Origin of the sequence: Micromonospora sp. CB01531, from assembly GCF_001905095.1 — a bacterium.
Lineage (GTDB): Bacteria > Actinomycetota > Actinomycetes > Mycobacteriales > Micromonosporaceae > Micromonospora.
The window spans coordinates 1-3,042 of the sequence record NZ_LWLS01000044.1; the positions used below are offsets into that span (position 1 = coordinate 1).

Genomic DNA, 3,042 nt, shown 5'->3' on the forward strand with positions numbered 1-3,042 from the left:
CCCACCAGGCGGCGCCGCACCGGACACCCCAGCCGACGCGCCGCCACCACCGGAAGCCGGCACACGGCCGTCCGGACCCAGAAGCAGGACCCCCACCGGGAAATCCTCGTACTGCCCGGTCGGCGCCTCCTGCACCACACCGTCATTCAGCCGGATGAAGAAGACCCTCCCTTCCTGATTACGGAGCGCCCCCACCCCCAAACGACTGCCCTCGCCCGAATACATGAACGCGGTATACCCCGGACCGAGCCGAGTCACTGCGACGGCCGCCGCACCATACGAACCCTCCACCCACACCTCGGCGTCATGCGCGTCCAAAAACGCGTCCAACGAGTTCTCCTCGACCGCACTCCCGTAAAACCACCAGTCCAACCACACCAACCGCGCCACCGGATCCGAACCCGCACGGTCCAGAATCGCCTCGACCTCCCCAGTAAAACGAGCCAAAGGATCAGCAGCCGCAGGACGAGCGACATCAATACCCGACCCGACGATGGCATTCCCCTGCAACACCGCCGGCAACTCACCGACACCCCGTTGCACACCAGCAGCCGTGCCCGGCCCCGTTGAGCTACCAACCCACGTCAACGGCCCAGAATCACGGACGACCAGCCTCCAACCCGACTCCCCCTCCTCGCCCACGTCGTCGACGGCGGCAAGTTCCCCGATAGCGGCAAGCGCGCCGTCGTTAAGTTCTCGGATGAGCTTTCGGGGGTCTCTTGATCTGGTTTCTGTCGCGATTGTCTCCTTAGTGACGGTGCGGCCTTCCGCCTCCAGCAGCAGCCGCAGGGCGCCGGCCGTTTTGCGGCCCAGCTGCTTCGGATCGGGGTGGTTCGGATCGGGGTGGCTGGGTTTCAGGAAACCGGTGTCGGTCAGTGTGAGCCCTCCCCAACTGATCCACGGTCCGACCTCAGGGTGGGCCAGCCTCCAACCAGCCCCCTCACCCTCACCCTCTGGAACGATCTCCCAGCGGTCGGGGAGCGAGTCTCGGAGATGACTGATGAGACCTCTGGCATTTTTTGTGCCGGTTTCCGTCAGAAAATCGTTTTTAGTGACGATGCGGCCTTCCGCCCCCAGCAGCAGGCGCAGGCCACCGGCCTCCTTGGGGCGCAGACGCCCCCAATCGGAGTCGAGGTATTTCAGGGAACCGGTGTCGATGTTCAGCGTCAGCCCTCCCCAACTGATCCACTGTGGGACATCGCGGTCGACCAGCTTCCAACCCACCCCCTGACCGCCACTTACAATTTCCCAGCGGGCGGGGAGGCGTTGTCGGATATAGCTGATGTGGCTTGTGGCATTTGCTGAGCCGCTTTCCCTCTCAATAACGTCTGCGGCGACGGTGTGGCCTTTCCGCGCCATGAGTAGGCGTATGATCTGTACCGACGTGGACGGTTGAGACCGACCGCCGCTGACGGTGATCAGCCAGGCCTCGTTGGGGTGGGCGTCCGCGGATGGCGCGCCAGCCGGCGGGTCCGCTTTGGTGGATTCCAGGCGCTCGGTGTTGAGGTTCAGTGTGAGTGTTTCGTAGATCAGGGTGTTGGGGGTGATCGTGTTTCTGGCATGGCTGAAACCGATGGCGTCGTAGTGGTTGGGGGTGTGCCACAGGTGTAGCGCTGGGGTGTCGGGGCTGGTGTTACGGGTGCCGGGGTGTAGGTATCCGTCGTGTTGTGCGGGGCTGGAGATGCGCAGGGGCAGGCCGAGGACGTCGGCGAGAAGGACGTTGTATCCGTCGCCGAAATCGCTGGCCCCGGTGGAATCCCAGTTCCGTACCGCGGCGGCCAGCCCCGCACGGTGTGCTGTGTCGGGAGTCCAGACATCGGGTGGGGAAATTCCCCGCATGGTGAGAGCGCTACGGATGGCGTAGTCGCCGAGGGTGCCTCCCCGCGACTGGCTGGTGATCATGTCAGCGATCCGGTCGGCGATGTCTTGTCTCACCTCAGCCAGACCGGGTTGGTTCAGCAGTCGCGATCCGCTGCCGGGCTGAGCCACCAGCTGGCGGGCCAGGGTGCTCAGCCAGTTCACGCTGGTTGGGGTGAGGCCGGGCACGACATTGGCCAGCTGGGCCGGGGCAGACAGGATCGTGCAATCAAGCAGACACCACCCGCTGCGAGCCACCGCCTGCACCCTGTCGGGGGTGGAACGTGGGACTTCCATGGTGATCCGATCGATCACCTGGCGGACCGCCTCACGGGGCAACTCGTCGCGCCACTGCGGTAATGGGACGACTTCGCCGCGGTTGTCGCGGTTGATGAGCACCCAGCCCTCCGATGAACGCAGCGGCCACCGCGCCTCACCGGGCTCCACCGAACCCGTTCCAGACCCGGGGGGTGGACTCAACACGAACTCGTGGCGTGCCTCCCGGAGCGGCAGCCTCTCCAACGACGAGGCGTCAGTGACGATGTGAAGAAGCGCCCCGTCGGAGGGACCCACCCCCGGCAGCGGGATACGTATGGTGGCGATCGGCACGCGTATCCCCGTACGAGGGACCTCCGCGAACGGACGGCTTCGCCGAAGGGCGTGCCGATACAGGCCGACCAGATCTCCCGGGCCGAGCACAGTCAAATCCTCCACATGGCGATCGCGGTCGGCGTCGGTGAGCATCCAACCGGTGTGAGAAACCGGCTTGCCCTCGGCCAAGCCCGCGATAGCCGGACCCTGCTGCCACGACGGGTGCGGCTGCGGGTGCAGCACGATCATGTTGTGCTGCCTCGCCATAGCCTCCAAATCGGGGTTCTGCCGGTCCAGTAGCACAACCCCCGCCATCGGCTGCTGCGAGAGCTTCTCCGCGAGCTCAACGACCGTCACGTCGCCGCCCACCAACACAACCGACATCCGGTCTTCATCACGACCACCCGACACGACCCACACCACAATCCCCGGTCGTGCCGCCGACGCCGCCGACGCCGCTGCCGGCGCTGCCGGCGCTGCCGGCGCTGCCGGCGCTAGTGCTGCCGGCGCTGCCGGTGCTAGTGCTGCCGGCGCTGCCGGTGCTAGTGCTGCCGGTGTTGGTGGTGCTGGTGGTGCTGCCGGCGCCCCCGGCGC

The 3,042-nt window shown here is 66.1% G+C and carries 1 protein-coding gene; it reads right to left on the bottom strand.

The features are described from left to right. Positions 1-2,832: hypothetical protein (locus A6A27_RS44880; protein ID WP_198940223.1), on the bottom strand; the 2,832-nt coding region annotated here is incomplete at its 3' end. Positions 2,833-3,042: the final 210 nt, after the last annotated feature.